At 67.8% G+C, this 19,345-nt stretch carries 14 protein-coding genes; 10 read left to right on the forward strand and 4 right to left on the reverse strand.

Features of this window, described 5'->3' with window-relative positions:
- Positions 1–133: 133 nt before the first annotated feature.
- From purU to sstT, 8 genes are all read left to right on the forward strand, one after another.
- Complete coding sequence (gene purU, locus DNK34_RS22720; protein WP_131177572.1) at positions 134–1,000, forward strand: formyltetrahydrofolate deformylase; 867 nt, start codon at positions 134–136, stop codon at positions 998–1,000.
- A complete protein-coding gene (gene folD, locus DNK34_RS22725; RefSeq protein WP_131177573.1) occupies positions 997–1,878 on the forward strand; it encodes a bifunctional methylenetetrahydrofolate dehydrogenase/methenyltetrahydrofolate cyclohydrolase FolD in 882 nt (293 codons plus the stop codon). The genes purU and folD overlap by 4 nt, the downstream gene beginning before the upstream one ends.
- Entirely contained in the window at positions 1,878–3,119 is a 1,242-nt protein-coding gene (locus DNK34_RS22730) for an FAD-dependent oxidoreductase (protein ID WP_131177574.1), read from the forward strand. The genes folD and DNK34_RS22730 overlap by 1 nt, the downstream gene beginning before the upstream one ends.
- A 116-nt stretch (positions 3,120–3,235) precedes the next feature.
- On the forward strand, positions 3,236–3,532 hold the full coding sequence (locus DNK34_RS22735; protein ID WP_131177575.1) for a sarcosine oxidase subunit delta: 297 nt from the start codon (positions 3,236–3,238) through the stop codon (positions 3,530–3,532).
- The gene (locus tag DNK34_RS22740) at positions 3,529–6,426 is read left to right on the forward strand and encodes a 2Fe-2S iron-sulfur cluster-binding protein (protein WP_131177576.1); all 2,898 of its coding nucleotides are present in this window, start codon (positions 3,529–3,531) and stop codon (positions 6,424–6,426) included. Before DNK34_RS22735 ends, DNK34_RS22740 begins: the two co-directional genes overlap by 4 nt.
- Positions 6,427–6,494: 68 nt before the next feature.
- Complete coding sequence (locus tag DNK34_RS22745; protein ID WP_411269334.1) at positions 6,495–7,106, forward strand: sarcosine oxidase subunit gamma; 612 nt, start codon at positions 6,495–6,497, stop codon at positions 7,104–7,106.
- 115 nt (positions 7,107–7,221) lie between these two features.
- A complete protein-coding gene (locus DNK34_RS22750) occupies positions 7,222–8,001 on the forward strand; it encodes an IclR family transcriptional regulator (RefSeq protein ID WP_131177578.1) in 780 nt (259 codons plus the stop codon).
- 201 nt (positions 8,002–8,202) lie between these two features.
- Complete coding sequence (sstT, locus tag DNK34_RS22755; protein ID WP_131177579.1) at positions 8,203–9,435, forward strand: serine/threonine transporter SstT; 1,233 nt, start codon at positions 8,203–8,205, stop codon at positions 9,433–9,435.
- 250 nt (positions 9,436–9,685) lie between these two features.
- Here sstT and nirD read toward each other — a convergent pair whose 3' ends face one another.
- The 3 genes from nirD to DNK34_RS22770 form a co-directional block, all read right to left on the reverse strand.
- Entirely contained in the window at positions 9,686–10,066 is a 381-nt protein-coding gene (gene nirD, locus DNK34_RS22760; protein WP_131177580.1) for a nitrite reductase small subunit NirD, read from the reverse strand.
- Entirely contained in the window at positions 10,066–12,624 is a 2,559-nt protein-coding gene (gene nirB, locus DNK34_RS22765; RefSeq protein WP_131177581.1) for a nitrite reductase large subunit NirB, read from the reverse strand. Before nirB ends, nirD begins: the two co-directional genes overlap by 1 nt.
- 1,054 nt (positions 12,625–13,678) lie before the next feature.
- Positions 13,679–14,566, reverse strand: a complete 888-nt coding sequence (locus DNK34_RS22770) for a PA4780 family RIO1-like protein kinase (protein WP_131177582.1) — start codon at positions 14,564–14,566, stop codon at positions 13,679–13,681.
- Between the two features lie 172 nt (positions 14,567–14,738).
- Between DNK34_RS22770 and ada the strand changes: the two genes are divergently transcribed.
- Positions 14,739–15,773, forward strand: coding sequence for a bifunctional DNA-binding transcriptional regulator/O6-methylguanine-DNA methyltransferase Ada (ada, locus tag DNK34_RS22775; protein ID WP_131177583.1), 1,035 nt, complete (start codon positions 14,739–14,741; stop codon positions 15,771–15,773).
- 688 nt (positions 15,774–16,461) lie between these two features.
- On the opposite strand, the gene DNK34_RS22780 is transcribed toward ada, so the two are convergent.
- Entirely contained in the window at positions 16,462–17,739 is a 1,278-nt protein-coding gene (locus DNK34_RS22780) for an acetyl-CoA C-acetyltransferase (RefSeq protein ID WP_131177584.1), read from the reverse strand.
- A 159-nt stretch (positions 17,740–17,898) separates the two neighbouring features.
- Here DNK34_RS22780 and DNK34_RS22785 point away from each other — a divergent pair, with 159 nt between their 5' ends.
- Positions 17,899–19,254, forward strand: coding sequence for a 3-oxoacyl-ACP reductase (locus DNK34_RS22785; protein ID WP_131177585.1), 1,356 nt, complete (start codon positions 17,899–17,901; stop codon positions 19,252–19,254).
- Positions 19,255–19,345: the final 91 nt, after the last annotated feature.

Genomic DNA, 19,345 nt, shown 5'->3' on the forward strand with positions numbered 1-19,345 from the left:
CACGAACAATTCGTTCGCTTATAAAAATCACCAATGCGAAAGATACATTCCTGACCGTTAATTTTCTTCATTGATGAACGAAGCATTCATCGATGAACGACCGCCTGCCGCCGCCCCTCGCCGAGGACTCGACATGCAACACAGCCAGAACCAGTACGTGATCAAGATCAGCTGCCCGGCCACGTCGGGCATCGTCGCCGCGGTGGCGTCCTTTCTCGCCGAGCATCAGTGCTACATCAGCGAGATGTCGCAATTCGACGACGAGGTCAGCAGCACCTTCTTCATGCGCGCGGTGTTCCGCTTCAACACCGGCGTGGCGGATGACCTGGCGAAGGTCGAGCAAGGCTTTGCCGAAGTCGCCGACGCCTTCGCCATGAGCTGGGCGCTGTACAGCGTCAACCGACCGATGCGCGTGCTGTTGATGGTCAGCAGGTTCGACCATTGCCTGGCCGACCTGCTCTATCGCCACCAGAAGGGCGAGCTGAACATGCAGATCACCGCGCTGGTGTCCAACCACCTCGACCTGCGGCCGATGGCCGAGCGCGAGGGCATCCGCTTCATCTACCTGCCGGTGAGCAAGGACAACAAGGCCCGCCAGGAAGCCGAGCTGATGAGGATCGTCGAGGAAACCGGCACCGAGCTGGTGGTGCTGGCGCGCTACATGCAGATCCTCTCGGACGAGCTGTGCCAGCAACTGTCGGGCCGGGCGATCAACATCCACCACTCCTTCCTGCCCGGCTTCAAAGGGGCCAAGCCGTACCACCAGGCGTTCGAGCGCGGCGTGAAGCTGATCGGCGCCACCGCCCACTACGTCACCTCGGATCTCGACGAAGGCCCGATCATCGAGCAGGAAGTGCAGCGTGTGGATCACGCCCTGAGGCCCGACGACCTGGTCGCCATCGGCCGCGATACCGAAACCGTGGCCTTGTCCCGCGCGGTGCGCTACCACACGGAACACCGGGTCTTCCTCAACGGCGATCGCACGGTGATTTTCAAATGAACGGCAAATTGATCGACGGCAAGGCCGCGTCCGCGCGGGTGCTCGCCGAAGTCGCGGCGGATGTCGGCGCACTCAAGGCCCGGGGCATCGATCCGGCGCTGGCCGTGGTGCTGGTCGGCGACGACCCGGCCAGCCACGTCTACGTACGCAACAAGGTGCTGCGCGCCGGCGAGGTCGGCATTCGCTCCCTGGAATATCGCCTGCCGGCCGCAGCCAGTGCCGAGGCGGTGCTGGAGGTGGTGGCCGGGCTGAATGCCGATGCCTCGGTGCACGGCATCCTGGTGCAGCTGCCGCTGCCGGCGCATATCGACGAAGTGCGCGTGCTGCAGGCCATCGATCCGGCCAAGGACGTCGATGGCTTCCACAGCGAAAACGTCGGCGGTCTCAGCCAGGGCCGGCCGGTGCTGACGCCCTGCACCCCGGCCGGCTGCATGCGCCTGTTGCGCGACACCCTGGGCGACCTCAGCGGCAAGCACGCCGTGGTGGTCGGCCGCTCGAACATCGTCGGCAAGCCGATGGCGGCGCTGTTGCTGGCCGCCGACTGCAGCGTCAGCGTGCTGCATTCGCGCAGCGTCGAGCCGGAGAAACTCTGCGCCCTGGGCGATATCGTCATCGCCGCCGTCGGCCGGCCACGGCTGATCGGCGCCGACTGGCTCAAACCCGGCGCGGTGGTGATCGACGTCGGCATCAACCGCATCGAGGACAACGGCAGGAGCCGCCTGGTCGGCGACGTCGATTTCGACGCCGCGCTGCCACTGGTCTCGGCCATCACCCCGGTACCCGGCGGCGTCGGCCCCATGACCATCGCCATGCTCATGCACAACACCGTCCTCGCCGCCCGTCAGCAGACCGGGCAGGCCAGCCAGGAGGCGCACTGATGCCTTTCTCCCTGCTCAAGTACGGCCTGTCTTCGGAGTACCCCGTCGAGGTCGACCTGCCCGCGCCGAAGGAGCTGAAAGCCGCCTACGACGTGGTCATCATCGGCGCCGGCGGCCATGGCCTGGCCACCGCCTACTACCTGGCCAAGTACCACGGCATCAGCAATATCGCGGTGCTGGAGAAGGGCTACCTGGGCGGCGGCAACACCGCGCGCAATACCGCGGTGATCCGCTCCAACTACCTGACCAGCGAAGGCGTGAAGTTCTACATCGAGTCGGTGCGGCTGTTCGAGAACCTGTCCAACGAGTTCGACTTCAACATCATGTACTCGCACCGTGGCCAGCTGACCCTGGCCCACACCGACGCCACCGTGCGCGCCTTCCGCCAGCGCGCCGAAGTGAACAAGCACTTCGGCGGGCACACCGAGATGATCGACCGCCAGCAGATCCGCGAGCTGGTGCCGAGCCTCAACCTCGACCCCGGCCATATCCCGGTGCTCGCCGGCCTCTGGCACATCGATGGCGCTACCGCCCGCCACGACGCCGTGGCCTGGGGCTACGCCAAGGGCGCGGCCAAGCGCGGGGTGGAAATCCACCAGCTCACCGAAGTGCAGGACTTCGTCGTGGAGAACGGGCGCATCCGCGCGGTGCAGACCAACCGCGGCACCATCGCCTGCGGTTGCGTGGTGCAGGCGGTGGCCGGCACCAGCTCGCTGCTGCTGAACAAGCTGGGCATCCGCGCGCCGATCCACACCTACCCGCTGCAGGCCATGGTCACCCAGCCGTTCAAGCCGTTCCTCGACCCGCTGGTGAGCTCCTCGGCCCTGCACTGCTACGTGCAGCAGACCAGCCGTGGCGAGCTGGTGTTCGGCGGCGGCTCCGACCCCTACCCGCTGTACAACACGCGCTCGACCCTCGACCTCAAGGAAAGCCTGCTGGCCCACGCCATCGAGATGTTCCCGTTCATGGCCAACGCCAAGCTGATGCGCCAGTGGGCCGGGATCACCGACATGACCCCGGACTACAGCCCGATCATGGGCCTGTCGCCCATCGAGGGTTACTACCTCGACGCCGGCTGGGGCACCTGGGGCTTCAAGGCCACGCCGATCTGCGGCAAGACCATGGCCGAACTGGTGGCTAGCGGCGGCAAGGTGCCGGAGCTGATCGCACCGTTCGGCCTGGATCGCTTCAGCCGCTTCCAGCAGGTCAACGAAATGGGCGCCACGGCGGCCAGCCACTAAGACGGCTTGCCGGCGATCAATCCAATAGGCACTGCGCTCTTCAGACCTGATCGCCGGCAAGCCGGCTCCTACAGACAACGATCAGCTTCACCTTGCTCGCCAAGGAGTCCAGTTAAATGAAGATCATGACGTGCCCGCTCAACGGGCCACGCAACATCAGCGAATTCACCTACGGCGGCGAACTCAAGCACATGCCCGACCCGGCCACTTGCAGCGTCGCCGAATGGGCCGACTACGTGTTCAACAGCGAGAACCGCCTCGGTGTGGTCACCGAATGGTGGATGCACACACCGTCGAGCTACTGGTTCCTGGCCGAGCGCCACACCGGCAGCGACGAGATACTGCGCACCTTCGACCCCCGCGAACTGTTCGACCAGCGGGTCGATTTCGCCGCACCGGAGGCCGACCAATGAACCGCCTGCCCGCCCCCATGGGGCTGTTGATCGACCGCAACCAGCCGCTGACCTTCCGCTTCGACGGCAGCGCCTGCCAGGGTTTCGCCGGCGACACCGTCGCCAGCGCCCTGGCCGCCGATGGCCGCTGGCTGCTGTCGCGCTCGTTCAAGTACCACCGTCCGCGCGGCCCGCTGACCATGGCCGGCCAGGACGCCAACACCCTGGTGCAGTTGCCGGACGAGCCCAACGTGCTGGCCGACGAATGCCCGCTCGAAGCCGGACTCGAGGTCACCCCGCAGAACGTCAACGGCAGCCTGGAGAAGGATCGCGACGCCCTGCTCGGCAGGTTCTCCAAATTCATGCCGGTGGGCTTCTACTACCGCGCCTTCTACAAGCCCAAGGGCATGTGGAAGCGCTGGGAACCGCTGATCCGCAGGAAGGCCGGCCTCGGCGTGCTCGACCTGACGTTCGAGCCGACCTACCACGACAAGGCCTACCTGTTCTGCGACCTGGCGGTGATCGGCTCCGGCCCCGCCGGGCTGTCCGCCGCCCTGCATGCGGCCAACGGCGGTGCCAAGGTGCTGCTGATCGAACAGAACCCGGTGCTCGGCGGCTCGCTGACCTATGCCCGCTTCGGCGTGGACGGCAATGCCGCCCAGGGCCTGCGCGAAGAACTGGTCGCGGCGGTGAACGGCCACGGCAATATCCGCGTGCTCAATGAAGCGCTGTGCAACGCCTGGTTCGCCGACAACTACCTGCCGGTGATCCAGGGTAACCGCCTGTACAAGGTGCGCGCGAAACAGTGCATCGTCGCCAGCGGCTCCTTCGACCAGCCGGTGATCTTCCGCAACAACGACCTGCCGGGCGTGATGCTGACCAGCGCCGCCCAGCGCCTGATGCGCCTGTACGCGGTCAAGCCGGGCCAGCGCGCGGTGGTGCTGACCGGCAACGACGACGGCTACCTGGCCGCCCTCGACCTGTTTGACGCGGGCGTTGAAGTGGCCGCCGTGGTCGATATGCGCGAGCACGTCGACACGCCGGGCCTTGCCACCACCCTGCTGGCGCGCGGTATCGCCTGCCATGCCGGACACACCGTCTACGAAGCGCTGCCCGACAAGGGCGGGCGTCACCTGGCCCGGGTCGACGTGCGGCGCATCGTCGGCCGGGGCAAGGTCGCCGACGGCAGTATCCACATCGACTGCGACCTGCTGTGCATGTCCGCCGGCTACATGCCGGTCTACCAGTTGCTCTGCCAGGCCGGCGGCAGCCTGCGCTACGCCGACGAACACGCGGCGTTCTCGATCCAGAACCTGCCGAAGATCCTCCGCGTCGCCGGCTCGGTGAACGGTCGCCACGACCTGCAGCGGGTGCTCGCCGATGGCCGCAGCGCCGCCGCCGAAGCCCTGGCCGACCTCGGCCTGGACAGCGCCCCGGAGGAAGGCGCGGACAAGGACGACAGCCGGGTCAATTTCCCCTGGCCGATCTTCCCTCATCCGCAGGGCAAGGAATTCGTCGACTTCGACGAAGACCTGCAGATCAGGGACATCGTCAACGCCACCCGCCATGGCTACCGCGACGTACAGCTGGTCAAGCGCTTCTCCACCGTCGGCATGGGCCCGTCCCAGGGCCGCCACTCGGCGCTACCCACGGCGCGCCTGGTGGCCGACGCCACCGGGCGCAGCGTCAGCGAAACCGGGGTGACCACCGCGCGCCCGCCGTTCGCCGCGGAGAAGCTGGCCCATGTCGCCGGGCGCGCCTTCGACCCCTATCGGCAGACCGCCATGCATCGCCGCCATGTCGAGCTGGGCGCCAGGCTGATGCCCGCCGGCGCCTGGCAGCGTCCGGCCTTCTATGGCAAGGCCGAGGAGCGCGAAGCCTGCATGCAGGCCGAAGCCCGCCAGGTGCGCGAGAAGGTCGGCCTGATCGACGTATCCACCCTCGGCGGCCTCGACGTGCGCGGGCCGGATGCCGCCGAGCTGCTGGAGCGCATGTACACCTTCGGCTTCAAGAAGCTCGCCGTCGGCCGCACCCGCTATGCGCTGATGACCGCCGAGGATGGCGTGGTGATCGACGATGGCGTGGCCTGCCGCCTCGGAGAACAGCACTTCTACGTCTCGGCCACCACCAGCGGCGTGGACCGCGTCTACCGCAGCCTGCTCAAGTGGAACGCGCAGTGGCGCCTGAACGTCGACATCGCCAACGTCAGCGCCGCCTTCGCCGCGGTCAACCTGGCCGGGCCGCTGTCGCGCCAGGTGCTGGAAAAGGTCTGCACGGACGTCGACCTGTCCGCCGAGGGCTTCCCCTACCTCGGCGTACGCGAAGGCCGCGTTGCCGGTGTTCCGGCGCGGCTGCTGCGGGTCGGGTTCGTCGGTGAGCTGGGCTACGAAATCCACGTGCCGGCGCGCTTCGGCGAACACCTGTGGGACGCCCTGATGGCAGCCGGCGCAGCCTTCGGCATCCGCCCGTTCGGCGTGGAGACCCAACGCCTGCTGCGCCTGGAAAAAGGCCACGTGATCATCGGCCAGGACACCGACGGCATGACCCATCCGGTGGAGATCGACATGGGCTGGGCCATCGGCCGCAAGAAGCCGTTCTTCGTCGGCAAGCGCAGCATCGAGATCCTCGAAGCGCAGCCGCTCAAACGCAAACTGGTCGGTTTCACCCTGCCCAAGGGCAGCCGCCAGCCGCTGGAAGGCCACCTGGTGCTCAAGGGGCCGGATATCAGCGGCAACGTGACTTCCTGCGAGTACTCCGAGACCCTGGGCGCGATCATCGGCCTGGCCTATGCCGGCGCCGACCAGGCCGAGCCGGGCATGCGGATTCCGATTCGCGTGGAAGGCGGCGAGGTGGTGCAGGCCACCGTGGTGAAACTGCCATTCTTCGATCCAGAAACCCGGCGCCAGGAGCTGTGACCATGAACCTGACCCTTCGCGACCATGCCGAGCGCAGCCCGATCCACGACCTCTACGGCAACGCCGCGCTGACCCGGATCGGCGAGCGTGTGTTCGTCGCCCGTCATGCCAGCGGCGATGAAACCGAACAACTGCAACGCTGCGCGCTGATCGACCTGAGCAACCTGCCCCGCGTGGGTTTTCGCGGGGCGGACAGTGCCGGCTACCTGCAGGGCAAGGGCTACCAGTTGCCGGACGCGCCCAACCAGGCCAGCGTCCAGCCCGGCGGCGAGCTGGTGCTGCGCCTGTCGCAGAGCGAATACTGCCTGCTCGGCAGCCTGGCCGATGGCGGCGCGCGCATCGCCGCCGAGGAAACCGCCTGGCAAGCGAGCGACCAGGCCTGCTACCTGCTGCCGCGCCAGGACAGCCACGCCTGGCTGGCCCTGACCGGCGCGCACCTGCCGGAGCTGCTGGCCAAGGTCTGCGGCGTCGACCTGCGCGCCGAGGCCTTCCCGCCCGGCGCCGTGGCGCAGACCTCGGTGGCGCGCCTGAATGCCATCCTGGTCAACGCCGGCACGGACGCCCTGCCGATCTTCCACATCCTCTGCGACCGCGCCTCGGCCCACTACCTGTGGGGCGCGCTGCTGGATGCCATGGACGAGTTCGGCGGCAAGCCGGCGGGGGTCGAGGCGCTGGCCTGAAAAACATCTGTAGGAGCCCGCTTGCGGGCGATGCTTCGATGCCAGGATCGCCCGCAAGCGGGCTCCTACGGTAAACGCGCCACACAGGTGTTGTATGTAATGCGGGGGAGTCACCATGAGCGCCGACAAAGAAGAAAGCGACTACCGCGTGCCCGCGCTGCAGCGTGGCCTGAGCATCGTGCAGATGTTCAATGCCGGCGAACGCAGCCTGAGCAGCAACGTCATCGCCGAGCGCCTCGGCGTCAGCGTCTCGGCGATCTACCGCATCCTGGTGACCCTCACCGAGATGGGCTACCTGAACAAGCTCGGCAGCAACAGTTACGAGCTCGGCCCCCAGGTGCTCTGCGACGGCTTCGCCTACCTGGCCAGCCGCGACCTGGTGGACATCGCCATGCCCCACCTCAACGCCCTGCGCGACCGCACCTCGCTGTCCTGCCACCTGTCGATCCGCGAGCAGACCGACAGCCTGTACATCGGTCGCGCCTTCGCCGCCCAGCGTCTGTCGGTGAACATCCCCATCGGCACGCGCATCCCCTGCCACTGCACGGCCATGGGCCGCATGCTGCTCAGCGGCTTGATGCCCGGCGAGCTGGATGCGCTGTACCAGCATGTGCGCCTGGACGACTACCCGCCACCCGCGCCCAAGACCCTGCCGGAACTGCACCAGTTGCTCGAGCGTGACCGTGAGCGCGGCTGGGTGCTGCACCGCTCCGACTACTCCACCGCCATCGCCTGCGCGGTGTACGACCACCGCGGGGGCGTGGCCGCGGCGATCAACCTGTCCGGCCCGGAGGCGGTGATGGACAGCCCGGTGGCCCGCGAGCGCTACCGCGACAATCTGCAGCAGTGCGCCCGGGCCATCTCCCGCGAACTCGGCGCCCGGCAACCAGGCTGAGCCCCTGTGTCGCCCGCCCCGGCCTTGCAAACGGGGGGGCGGAGCCGGCCGCCAGACTTGTATTGGCAGGCTCACGGGCCTAAAGTCGCGCGCTTGTTTTCAACCAGAGAGAGCGGGAGAGGCGTGGATAGCCACGTGATCGCACCGCCGCTTCAGCACCCCATGCGGTGCTCTTCCTTCACGTCCAGAGATACGCTGCCCATGCCACACAAGCCGAACGCCTTCCTGCACCTGTTCGACCGCCTCACCCTGGTATCGCAGATCTTCATCGGCCTGGTCGCCGGCATCGCCCTGGCGGCCTTCGCGCCAGCGGCGGCGGCGGCCGTCGGTTTCCTCGGCGAAGCGTTCATTTCCGCGCTGAAGGCGGTCGCGCCGGTGCTGGTACTGGTGCTGGTGGCGGCGTCCATCGCCAACCACCGGCATGGCCAGCAGACCCATATCCGGCCGATACTGCTGCTGTATCTGATCGGCACCTTCAGCGCCGCGGTGGTCGCGGTGATCGCCAGCAGCCTGTTTCCCTCGACCCTGGTGCTGGCCACCGAGGGCGCCCAACTGGTGCCGCCGGGCGGCATCGCCGAAGTGCTCAAGAACCTGCTGCTGAGCGTGGTCGACAACCCGGTCAACGCCCTGCTCAGAGGCAACTTCATCGGCATCCTGGCCTGGGCCATCGCCCTGGGCCTGGCCTTCCGCCACGCCGCCGAGGGCAGCAAGCAGTTCCTCGGCGACCTCGCCGGCGCGGTCACCTCGGTGGTGCGCCTGGTGATTCGCCTGGCGCCGCTAGGCATCTTCGGCCTGGTCGCCGGCACCCTGGCCGCATCCGGCCTGGGCGTGCTGCTCGACTACCTGCACCTGCTCACGGTGCTGATCGGCTGCATGCTGCTGGTGGCGCTGGTGGTCAACCCGGCCATCGTCTACTGGAAGATCCGCCGTAACCCCTACCCGCTGACCCTGACCTGCCTGAAGGAAAGCGGCATCACCGCCTTCTTCACCCGCAGCTCGGCGGCCAACATTCCGGTCAACCTGCAACTGAGCCAGCGCCTGGGCCTGCATGAGGAGACCTACGCGGTATCCATCCCCCTGGGCGCGACCATCAACATGGCTGGCGCGGCGATTACCATCACCGTGCTGACCCTGGCGGCGGTGAACACCCTGGACATCCACGTCGACCTGGGCAGCGCCATCCTGCTCAGCGTGGTGGCGGCGGTCTGCGCCTGCGGGGCCTCGGGCGTGGCCGGCGGCTCGCTGCTGCTGATCCCGCTGGCCTGCGCCATGTTCGGCATCCCCAACGACATCGCCATGCAGGTGGTGGGCGTCGGCTTCATCATCGGCATCCTCCAGGACTCGGCGGAAACCGCGCTGAACTCCTCCACCGACGTGCTGTTCACCGCCGCGGCCTGCGAGGCCCAGGGCGACCTTCGCCAACCGCTGGTCTGACGCGCCAGCCGTGGCGCTCAGCGCCATGCCTTCCAGGTCTTGTCGGCGCTTGCACTGTCGCAATACAGCCTGGTAGCCCGGGTCGAGCGCAGCGATACCCGGGAGCCGTGGCCGCTTGCGGTCCCGGGTATCGCCGGCGTCCAACCCAGGCTACGGGCGGGAGGTCCTGGCCCGTCTTCGAGCCTCGCCATGGGCGGCGTTGCCAGGATTCCCTGGCTGAAATCGGCCAACCTGTTGAAAGGCATGGTGCTCAGCGCGCCACGGCGATTTCCACGGTGTCGCCATTGAGGCGCGCCGGCCACACCCGCAGGCGCTGCTCGGGGTACTCCAGGCAGGTGCCGTCGTTCAAGCGGAAATGCTGCTTGTAGAGGGGCGAGGCGACCACCAGATCGCCCTTGATCTGGCCGACGATGCCCCGCCCGATGACGTTGGCGCCGGACTTCGGGTCGCGGTTGTCGATGGCGAAGATCCGCTCGCCCGCCTCGCCGTGCGGCAGGTGGAACAGGGCGACCTGCGCGCCGTCGAGCCAGGCCACCACGCCCGAGTTGGCGATCAGATCCTGGCGGCGGCACAACGGCCGCCAGTGATGGGCGGCAGGCGCCTGGGCAGGCACGGCGCTGGACTGGCTCATCAGAGCACCTCCTCGGCAACGGCAATCAGCGGTAACTCACTGGCGGACAGGGGCCGACGCTGGCCACGCTCCCTGACGAACTGGATGTCCGGGTCGGCGCGCTGGTCGTTGACGAAGGTGCGGAAGCGCTTGAGCTTCTCCGGGTCCTTGAGCGCGCCGGCCCACTCACACTCGTAGCGGTCGACCACCCGTTGCATCTGCGCTTCCAGCTCAGTGCCGAGGCCAAGGCTGTCGTCGAGGATCACCGCCTTGAGGTAGTCCAGGCCGCCTTCCAGGGACTCGCGCCACACCGAGGTGCGCTGCAGCTTGTCGGCGGTGCGGATGTAGAACATCAGCACGCGGTCGATGGTGCGGATCAGCGCCGCGTCGTCCAGGTCGGTGGCGAACAGCTCGGCGTGCCGCGGGCGCATGCCGCCGTTGCCACACACATACAGGTTCCAACCCTTGTCGGTGGCGATCACGCCGATGTCTTTGCTCTGCGCTTCGGCGCACTCACGGGTGCAGCCGCTGACCGCGAACTTGATCTTGTGCGGCGCGCGCAGGCCCTTGTAGCGACTCTCCAGGCGCAGCGCCATGCCGACGCTGTCCTGCACGCCGTAGCGGCACCAGGTGCTGCCCACGCAGGACTTCACCGTGCGCAGCGACTTGCCGTAGGCATGGCCGGTCTCGAAGCCGGCTTCGATCAGCTCGCTCCAGATGTCCGGCAGTTCGTGCAACTGGGCGCCGAACAGGTCGATGCGCTGGCCGCCGGTGATCTTGGTGTAGAGGTCGTATTTCTTCGCCACCGCGCCGATGGCGATCAGCCCGTCCGGGGTGATCTCGCCACCGGGAATACGCGGCACCACCGAATAGGTGCCGTTCTTCTGCATGTTGGCCATGAAGGTGTCGTTGGTGTCCTGCAGCGGGATCAGCGCCGGGTCGGTGATCGGCTGGTTCCAGCACGAGGCGAGGATCGAGGCCACCGCCGGCTTGCAGATATCGCAGCCGGTATGGCCACGGCCATGCTTGGCCAGCAGCTCCTCGAAACTGAGCACGCCTTCCACCCGGACGATGGCGTAGAGCTCCTGACGGGTGTGGGCGAAGTGCTCGCACAGGCTCTTGTCCACCACCACGCCGCGGGCAGCCAGCTCATGCTCGAAGACCTGCTTGAGCAGGGCGCTGCACCCCCCGCAGCCGGTGCCGGCCTTGGTCGCGGCCTTCAGCTCGCCGAGGTCGGTGATGCCGGCGTCGACCTGGCAGCACAGCGCGCCCTTGCTGACGTTGTGGCAGGAACAGAGGGTCGCGCTGTCCGGCAGCGCATCGACGCCCAGGGTCGGCGCGCCCGAGGACAGCGGCAGGATCAGGCTCGACGGATCGGCCGGCAGCTTGATGCCGTTCTGCGCGTACTGCAGCAGGGTGTCGTAGTAGCTGTTGTCGCCGACCAGCACCGCGCCGAGCACCTGCTGGCCGTCGGCCGAGACCACCAGGCGGCGGTAGCTGGCGCTGGCTTCGTCGATATAGCGGTAGCTCTTGGCGCCCGGCGTGGCGGCCTGGGCGTCGCCGATGGAGCCGACGTCGACGCCGAGCAGCTTGAGCTTGGTCGACATATCGGCGCCGGTGAACGGCTCGTGGGCCTGGCCGGCCAGCTGCGCGGCGACATTACGGGCCATCGAGTAGCCCGGTGCGACCAGGCCGAAAACCATGCCATTCCAGGACGCGCATTCGCCAATGGCATAAATGGCAGGGTCACTGCTGCGGCAATCGTTGTCGACCACCACACCACCGCGCGGCGCTATCTCCAGGCCGGCGGCGCGGCCAAGGGCGTCCTGCGGGCGGATGCCGGCGGAAAACACGATCAGATCGGTTTCCAGGAATTCGCCGTCGGTGAAGGTCATGCGGTAGGCGTATTCCTCGCCGCTGCCGATCTGCTGGGTAGCGCGCGACAGGTGCACGGCCACGCCCAGGGCCTCGATGCGGGCCCGCAGGGCTTCGCCGCCCTCGGCGTCCAGCTGCACCGGCATCAGCCGCGGCGCGAACTCCACCACATGGGCCTCGAGGCCCAGGGACTTGAGGGCGTTGGCCGCTTCGAGACCGAGCAGGCCGCCGCCGACCACCACCCCACGGCGGGCGCTGGCCGCCGCCTCGCGGATCGCGTCGAGGTCATCCAGGGTGCGGTAGACCAGGCGCGAATGGCCCTCGGCGCCGGGAATCGGCGGCACGAAGGGATAGGAGCCGGTGGCCAGCACCAGGCGGTCGTAGGCGCTACGCCCCTTGGTGGTGACGACTTCCCGGTTCTCGCGGTCGATCGCCAGCACCGGCTCGCCGAGGTGCAGCTGCACGCCATGGCGGGCGTACAGACCGGCATCGCCCAGCGCCAGCGCTTCGGCATCCTTGCCGGCGAAGTACTCGGACAGGTGCACGCGGTCATAGGCACGCTGGCGCTCCTCGCCATACACATGCAACTGATAACGCTGCAGGGCGCCGAGCTCGATCAACTGTTCGACACAGTGATGGCCGACCATGCCGTTGCCGATGACGATCAGGGTTTCGCGCTTGATCGGAGTGACGCTGGAGTTCATAGCCTGCCCTCGGTCTTCGCTGCTGTTGCCAGGGTTTGAAAAACGCAAAAAAAAACGCCTGGAGCTGGCGAGCAGCTTCAGGCGTCTTTGCCTTGGATTCAGTGATGTGTGATGAGCACGGCCCCGGGGCCTGGCGCATCGGCCCCATGGGAGCCCATGACGGCTCGGGGCGCCTGCGCGACGGTGCGACAGGCTGTGCGGTGGTAATTAGCAGATTGCATGCCAGGGTCCGAGCAGAACGGTCAAGGCCGCGACGGCTCTGGGTTTGCGGGTAAACGGCGGGCCTTTTCAGCAGGCGCGCAATGAACCCAAACAGCGCACGACCACGATCGGCTCACCATTTCAAGGCATCAAAGTCCCGAGCACGACGATGCTGGAACGGACCAGGGCTCGGCACGGAAGAAGCCCCATAGCGGCTGGGGACGACCATCAACCGCGGGCCCTCTCCCCCGGCCCCTCTCCCGGAGGGCGAGGGGAGCAAAGCAGACCTTGCCTGAACCCGACCGGCGAGGGCACACAGAAGACTTGAGGCTGACACAAGCCCTGGAGCCACCACGGATCGGCCCCTCCCGGCGGACGCGAGGAGCAAAGCAGGCCCTGCCTGAATCCGGTCAGCGAGAGTACGCCGAAGACTCGAGGCTGACACACCCCCGGAACCACCACGGATCGGCCCCCTCTCCCGGAGGGCGCGAGGAGCAAAGCAGGCCCTGCCTGAATCCGACCGACGAGGGCGCGGAAAACTCGAGGCTGACACAAGCCCATGAACCACCACGGATCGGCCCCCTCCCGGCGGACGCGGGGAGCAAAGCAGGCCCTGCCTGAATCCGACTGGCGAGGGCGCACGGAAAACTCGAGGCTGACACAAGCCCTGGAGCCACCACGGATCGGCCCCTTCTCCCGGAGGGCGCGAGGAGCAAAGCAGGCCCTGCCTGAATCCGACCGGCGAGGGCGCACGGAAAACTCGAGGCTGACACAAGCCCTGGAGCCACCACGGATCGGCCCCCTCTCCCTCCGGGAGAGGGCTGGGGAGAGGGGCTTCGGAACGATCGGCGGCCTACCGCTCCCAGGGCGGAGGCGGCTCCTGATCCTTGGGCTCGTCGTCGGCGTTGAGCAGCGCCTGGCGGCGCGCCTCCTCGGCCAGGGCGGCCTTGATCTCGCGCATCACCGCATCGACGTCGGCGCTTTCCTCGGGGTCGTCGAACTCGCCGGTCAGCACGCTATCGGGGGTCAGCTTGCCGTCCTCGTAGAGCGCCCACATTTCCTTGGCGTACTTGCTGAACTTGAGCTCCGGGGCGAACTGGCCGAAGTAGGCGGCCATGTTGCCGACGTCGCGTTCGAGCATCTTGAACGCGTGGTTGTTGCCCGCCGCATCCACCGCCTGGGGCAGGTCGATGATCACCGGACCGTCCGGGCCGAGCAGCACGTTGAACTCCGAGAGGTCGCCATGCACCAGGCCGGCGCAGAGCATCTTGACGATCTCGTCGATCATGAAGGCGTGGAATTCGCGGGCGTCCTCGGGCAGCAGGTCGACGTCGTTGAGACGCGGCGCCACGTTCCCCTCGCCGTCGGTGACCAGTTCCATGAGCAGCACGCCTTCGAGAAAGTCATAGGGCTTGGGCACCCGTACCCCGGCGTTGGCCAGGCGGAACAGGGCCGCCACCTCGGCGTTCTGCCAGGCGTCTTCCTGTCCCTTGCGACCGTACTTGGAACCCTTGGCCATGGCCCGGGCATCGCGGCTGTTGCGTACCTTGCGTCCCTCCTGATACTCGGCCGCCTGGCGGAAACCGCGCTTGTTGGCTTCCTTGTAGACCTTGGCGCAGCGCAGTTCGGCCCCGCAACGCACCACATAGACCGCTGCTTCCTTGCCGCTCATCAAAGGGCGTATCACCTCGTCCACCAGGCCGTCCTCGACCAGGGGCTCAATGCGTTTTGGCGTCTTCATCAGGTTTTATTAGGGTCCTCAATGGGCTATGCGGCCCTTTTATACGGCAATCCTCGGGCAGCGCACAGCCTCTATGGCAAATGTACCGACTCATGGACTTTGAAAGCGTGATTGGCACTGGCGCAAAACCGGGCGGATATCGACAATCGACGTACGCCTACAGGAGATCGACATGTCGGAAGAACGCCGCTGGCAGGCCGTGTGCGAGCGCGATGCCACGCAGGACGGTCAGTTCGTCTTCGCCGTGCGCTCCACCGGCATCTACTGCCGGCCCAGTTGCCCGGCCCGCCGGCCGCGCCGCGAGAACGTCACCTACTACGCCGACCCGGCGGCGGCCGAGGCCGCCGGTTATCGCCCTTGCAAACGCTGTACCCCGCAGGGCGCCAGCCCGGGCGAACAGCTCGACGCGCTGGTCGTCGCCGCCTGTCGCCTGCTCGACGTGGCCGACAAACCACCGTCCCTGCAGCAACTCGCCGCACGCATCGGCCTGTCGCCGTCGCACCTGGCGCGGGCGTTCAAGGCCCGCACCGGTCTGACCCCGAAGGCCTGGGCCAGCGCCCGCCAGCGCGAACGCCTCGAGGCCGCCCTGCCCCGGGCCGGATCGGTGCTGGAGGCGGCCCTGGCCAGCGGCTACTCGGGTACCCGCGCGCTCTATGAGGAGCGCGGCAGCCTCAGCCCGGCGCGGCGTCGGCAGCGTGGCGCCGGGGAAGTGCTGCGCGTCGCCGTGGCGCCCTGCGCCCTCGGCTACCTGCTGCTGGCCGGCAGCGAGAAAGGCCTGTGCGCGCTGTGGTTCGGTGATTCGCCGGCGCAACTGGAAGAACAGCTGCGCCAACGCTTCGCCGCCGCCACCCTGCTGCGCGATGACCCGACGCTGCATGACTGGCTGCTGCAGGTGCTGCAACAGCTCGAGGCGCCCGCCCGTGCCGCCCACCTGCCGCTGGATCTGCGCGGTACGGCCTTCCAGCGACAGGTGTGGCAAGCCCTGCAAGGCATCCCGCCGGGCCAGACGCGCAGCTACGGCCAGCTGGCCGCCAGCCTCGGCAGCCACCCACGGGCCGTGGCCCGGGCCTGCGCCAGCAATCCCCTGGGCCTGCTGGTGCCCTGCCACCGGGTGACCGCCACCGATGGCAGCCTCGGCGGCTACCGCTGGGGCGTGGCGCGCAAGGCCGCATTGCTCGAGGCCGAAACAGCTAGTCGCGAAAATTGATCGCGTCCTGACCGGGGCTACCTTCGCTGGCCATTGGTGGAACGATGAAGCGTGAGCCAAATCCGTAGCCTGGGTCGAGCGCAGCGATACCCAGGGGCAGCTTCCCGGGTGTCGCTGCGCTCGACCCGGGCTACTTTTGGGATCGGGGCGCATGGCTGACGCTCTTCTCGGCCACCTTCAACCTAACCAGCGGATGACTACTGCTGGAACGATAAAGCGTGTTCCACCCTACGCAGCCAAATCCGTAGCCTGGCGTTGAGCGAAGCGATACCCAGGGCAACTTCCCGGGTGTCGCTGCGCTCGACCCGGCTACTTTTGGGATCGGGGCGCATGGCTGACGCTCTTCTCGGCCACCTTCAACCTAACCAGCGGATGACTACTGCTGGAACGATCAAGCGTGTTCCACCCTACGCAGCCAAATCCGTAGCCTGGGTTGAGCGCAGCGATACCCAGGGCAGCTTCCCGGGTGTCGCTGCGCTCGACCCGGGCTACTTTGGGATCGGGGCGCATGGCTGACGCTCTTCTCGGCCACCTTCAACCTAACCAGCGGATGACTACTGCTGGAACGATCAAGCGTGTTCCACCCTACGCAGCCAAATCCGTAGCCTGGGTTGAGCGAAGCGATACCCAGGGCAACTTCCCGGGTGTCGCTACGCTCGACCCGGGCTACTTTGGGGCCGGTGCAGCCTCAGCGCTCGAGAATCGCGGTAACGCCCTGGCCGCCCGCGGCGCAGATGGAAATCAGCCCGCGCCCCTCGCCTGCCACCGCCAGCAGCTTGGCCAGGTTGGCGACGATGCGCCCGCCGGTGGCGGCGAAGGGGTGGCCGGCCGCCAGGGAGCTGCCCTTGACGTTCATGCGCTCGCGGTCGATGGCGCCCAGCGGCTGCTCCAGGCCCAGCCGCGTGCGGCAGTATTCGGCGTCTTCCCAGGCCTTGAGGGTGCACAGCACCTGGGCGGCGAAGGCCTCGTGGATCTCGTAGTAGTCGAAGTCCTGCAGCCTCAGGCCATTGCGCGCCAGCAGGCGCGGTACGGCATAGACCGGCGCCATCAGCAGGCCCTCGGCGCCCTTGACGAAATCCACCGCCGCCGCTTCGCCATCGCGCCAGTAGGCGAGAATCGGCAGGCCGCGGGCCTTGGCCCAGTCCTCGCTGGCCAGCAGCACCAGCGAGGCGCCATCGGTCAGTGGCGTGGAGTTGCCCGCGGTCAGGGTGCCACGGGCGCCACGCTCGAACACCGGCTTGAGGCCGGCGAGCTTTTCCAGGTCGATATCGGGGCGCAGGTTCTGGTCACGGGTCAGGCCGAGGAACGGCGTCAGCAGGTCGTCCTGCCAGCCCTCGGCATAGGCGGCGGCGAGTTTGCGATGGCTCTCCACCGCCAACTGATCCTGTTCGTCACGGGGAATGGCCCAGTGCTGCGCCATCAGCTCGCAATGCTGGCCCATGGACAAACCGGTGCGTGGCTCGCCATTGCGCGGCAGCGACGGCGCCAGGTGCCGGGGGCGGATCTGCAGCAGCGCCTTGAGCTTGTCGCCGGTGCTCTTGCCACGGTTGGCTTGCAGCAGGATCTTGCGCAGCCCCTCGTTGACCCCGATCGGTGCGTCGGAAGTGGTGTCGACGCCGCCGGCGATGCCGCACTCGATCTGCCCCAGGGCGATCTTGTTGGCCACCAGCAAGGCCGCTTCCAGGCCAGTGCCGCAGGCCTGCTGCAGGTCGTAGGCCGGCGTCTCGGGCGCCAGGCGCGAGCCGAGCACGCATTCGCGGGTCAGGTTGAAATCCCGCGAGTGCTTGAGCACCGCGCCGGCCACCACCTCGCCGAGGCGCTCGCCATGCAGGTTGTAGCGCTCGATCAGGCCTTCCAGGGCACTGGTCAGCATGGCCTGGTTGCTCGCCGTGGCATAGACGGTATTGGAGCGGGCGAAGGGGATACGGTTGCCGCCAACGATGGCGACCCGGCGTGGCGGGGTCATGGACAGCTCCTTACAGGATAGGATAAGCAGCACTGTAGCCTGGCGGCCTTGCACCTCGACACAGCCTGATGCCGGACAGCCGGCCCGTGGTCGATGCATGAAACGAGTGACGGCGTACAGTGGTCAACCTCTTTGAGTTTCAGCCCTGGAGTCTGTTCCATGTCCGATCGCTACCTCAACTTCGCCAATACGCCTACCGGACGCCGCCTGGTCGGCGCGCTCGGCCTTCCCGCGCCGCTGCCCCTGGAACGCTGGGTGGCCGGACGCACGCGGGCGCTGGAAGGCGCCTTGCTGATCGGCGGCGACGGCGCGCTGGCGGCGAGCGTGGCGGACTTCGCCAAGCGCCTGACCGACGAAACCTTCAGCGACCGCGACGAGCAGCCCGGCCGGCCACGCTGGACGGCCGAGCACGGGCCGAAGCTCAAGGCGCTGGTGTTCGATGCCAGCACCCTGAGCCGCTTCGATGAACTCAACGCCCTGCGCCTGTTCTTCCAGCCGGCGCTCAAGGGCCTTGGCCATTGCCCCCACGTCGTGGTGCTCGGGCGCCCCCCGGAAACCCTGCAGGACCCACAGGCCTCCAGTGTCCAGCGTGCGCTGGAAGGCTTCACCCGTTCCCTGGCCAAGGAGATCCGTCGCGGCGGCACCGTGCAACTGGTGTATGTCGGCGCAGGTGCCGAACCCCAGCTCGAAGGAGCGCTGCGTTTCCTGCTCTCGCCCAAGAGCGCCTATGTATCCGCCCAGGTGCTGCGCCTGGCACCCTGCGCCGAGCAGGTGCGTGACTGGACGCGGCCGCTGGCCGACAAGAAGGCCCTGGTCACCGGCGCCAGCCGTGGCATCGGCGCGGCCATCGCCGAAACCCTGGCCCGCGACGGCGCCGAGGTGGTGCTGCTCGACGTGCCGCCGGCCAAGGACGCCCTCGATGCCCTGGCCGCACGTCTGGGCGGGCGCGGCCTGGCCCTGGACATCGGCGACAACGACGCCCCCGGCAAACTGGTCGAAGCGCTGCCCGAGGGCATCGATATCGTCGTGCACAACGCCGGCATCACCCGCGACAAGACCCTGGCCAAGATGAGCGAGGCGCTGTGGGAGTCGGTGATCGACGTCAACGTGCGGGCGCCGTTGCTGCTGACCGAGGCGCTGCTGCAGGCCGGCACCCTGCGCGACAACGGCCGCGTGGTGCTGATCGCCTCGCTCAGCGGCATCGCCGGTAACGTCGGCCAGACCAACTACGCCACCAGCAAGGCCGGGGTGATCGGCCTGGCGCAGAGTTGGGCGCCGCTGCTGGCCGAGCGCGGCATCAGCATCAACGCCCTGGCGCCCGGCTTCATCGAAACCCGGATGACCGCGGCCATGCCCCTGACCCTCCGGGAAGCCGGCCGGCGCATGAACGCCATGAGCCAGGGCGGCCTGCCCCAGGATGTCGCCGAAGCCGTGGCCTGGTTCGCCCAGCCCGGCTCCGGGGCGATCAGCGGGCAGGTCATGCGCGTGTGCGGCCAGAGCCTGCTCGGCGCGTGACCGTCGGACGGCCGGCCTGGACGCACGGCTGTCCCGGACGTCGCGGCTGAGGCCGCGCCCACGGCCAGCGGCCGATCCGATCCATGGCCGG

Origin of the sequence: Phytopseudomonas dryadis (assembly GCF_004327355.1) — a bacterium.
GTDB classification, from domain to species: Bacteria; Pseudomonadota; Gammaproteobacteria; order Pseudomonadales; family Pseudomonadaceae; genus Aquipseudomonas; species Aquipseudomonas dryadis.